Consider the following 2,467-nt stretch of genomic DNA (forward strand, 5'->3'; position numbering starts at 1 on the left):
TCAGTTTTTGAAGTATTGATATTATAGACTTTCTTCATCTGTTCATTAAAAATCTCAATGAACTTGCCATAATCATTGCCCATAAATGCAAGACCGTCTAGAAGCTGGTCATAAGAAAAATGAGCGGTATCTTTCAATTGAGGAAGAACTTCATGAAAAGTTTTATGTTTACTGCAGGGATATAAAAGTCAAGATAATTTGACCAATTTGTTGCAATTAAGTGTTCTCAATTTTTTTAGGATTAAGTTTATCTTTGATTCGATAAGATGGACCATTAATATTAAATAAATACGAGTAATGAAGAATTCTATCTAATATGGCTTTAGTTATCATTTCATCATTACCTAATATCTGTGGCCATTTATCAAATGAAATATTGCTTGTAAAAATAGTAGAACGTTTAGTATATCTTAAGTCAATCAACTGAAAAAATAATTTGGCTTCTAGTGGTGATATTTCATTAAATCCAACTTCATCAATGACTAGTAGTTTATACTTATAAAATAGTCTTAATTTTCTTTCTAAAGTTCCTTCATTATGTGCCTGTCTCAGTATATTGATTAATTTATTAAATTTAATAAAATATACGCTATTTCGTCTAATGGCTACTGTATATGCAATTGCTATTGCTAAATGTGTTTTCCCGGTACCAGGGTTACCTACAAACACAATATTTGTAGCGTTTTCATAGAAATCTGATTCAATAATCGATCTTATTTTTTCTTCTTTTATGCCTGGCTGAAAATTAAAATCATAATCGTCAACTTTTCTTAAAAAAGGAAATGCTGCTACTTTTACATTATAAAGTCTGTTATTTTCTTCTTTAGCTATTACTTCCTTATTTAATATTTTATGCATTACATGTAATTCTTTTTCAGCTATTTCATTATTCATTACTAATGAATTTAAATACGAATATGCTGATTTTAATTTCAAATAATTCAGTTGTTCCAGTACATCATTAGTCATTGTCATAAATTATATTCTCCAGTTCTTTTAATATTATCTGATTACTTTCTTTAATCGCTTGTTTATCTGTTTTTTTATAATAAAGCTTATGTTCTTCTTTTATATTAAATTTATTATTAGTAATAGGATGTTTTTCAATAATTTTTCCGTTATAATATACGAGAAGTTCTTTGTTTTGAACCGCTAATCCAACACGTTTTCCAATATATTCTTGTGGTAGGGAATATTTATTGTATTTATATTGGAATAGCGATTCATTTGTAACATAGACTTCATTTAATTTAAGGTGATATTTACTTCTAATTTCCTTGCTAGGTAATGGAAGTAGATCACCTTTTTCTTTTTCCAAAAGGAAGTTTCTGGGAAGTCTTGTTGCCTGTGACGGGCGTTCATTATCTTCGCTGTTGATTTTTTCCAGTTTGTCATGTATATCAGGTAATCCGCTATAATGACCATTATAATTTTTAAGCTGATCTATTATTTTATTCTGTGTTTCAGTTTTACCTTTGGTTTCTGGTCTATACGGCATACATGGCATAGGTGTTATTCCATAATCTTTGCAAAATTCTTCAAATTGACTGTTTAATAAAGCTTTATCTTTAGCCGACTGACGAGGTTTTTCTACAAATGCTTTAAGATTATCAATAACCAGTTCTTTAGGAACACCGCCTATTTCTTCAAATGTCTGAGCCAAGAATATTAATAAATTATCAGTTGTAGGCTTTAATATTACCTGCCTATAATTATATCTTGACCAGGATAAAGTGAGAGTAGGAATATATACTACTGTTTGAGTACCATTTTTATCTGTAAGTTTAACTTTTTCTTTCATATCGAACTGAGCCTGTTGACCAGGAGCGGTTTCGAAACGTTCGACAAAAGAATTTGTTTTGTTGTTTTTAAATTTTTTACTGAGCTCTTCATTATCCTTAATATATCTGAAAAATGTTGAACGAGTACAAGTAATGCCATGTTCACGTTTCATGAAATAGTAGATATGATCAATATAGTCAAAATTTCTTTGTTCATCACAAAGATATTTGTATATAAGATGTTTATAATCATCTAGATATCTTTTTCTGTTTCTTGTTTTTTTAGGTGCAATACCATTAAGCCTTCTGCTTAGGGTTTTCCTACTGCAATTTAATTCTCTTGCAAGTTTAGAAACATTCAATTTGATTTCTCCTTCCTTATAGGCTCTGCTTAACATTAGAGCCTGATCTAAACTATTTATTTTAATAACTGCTGTATTCAATATAATTCACTCCTTTATAGGAAAGAATTATATCAAAAAAGATTACCTAAATTGATACAAAGTGTAACCACTTATCTGCAACAATTTTGGTAATCTTATTTTAACTTTTATAAGCATAAAAAAAACTCCTTTCAAAAAAGGAGAAGTGGCATTGACTGCCAGTCTGCGAAATATCACTATAGTTGATTAAAACAATCTTAAGTGTCCAGGCTCTAAGTCCTATTTGTTTGTGCTTGAAAGACT

General features: G+C 29.0%; 2 protein-coding genes. Both read right to left on the reverse strand.

What is annotated here, in order from left to right:
- Positions 1-216: 216 nt before the first annotated feature.
- Positions 217-975, reverse strand: coding sequence for an IS21-like element helper ATPase IstB (gene istB, locus ACLR9T_RS13830; protein ID WP_087253521.1), 759 nt, complete (start codon positions 973-975; stop codon positions 217-219).
- Positions 962-2,224, reverse strand: a complete 1,263-nt coding sequence (gene istA / locus ACLR9T_RS13835; protein ID WP_413110074.1) for an IS21 family transposase — start codon at positions 2,222-2,224, stop codon at positions 962-964. The genes istB and istA overlap by 14 nt, the downstream gene beginning before the upstream one ends.
- Positions 2,225-2,467: the final 243 nt, after the last annotated feature.

The organism is Thomasclavelia sp., from assembly GCF_047249845.1.
Classification (GTDB): domain Bacteria; phylum Bacillota_I; class Bacilli_A; order Erysipelotrichales; family Coprobacillaceae; genus Thomasclavelia.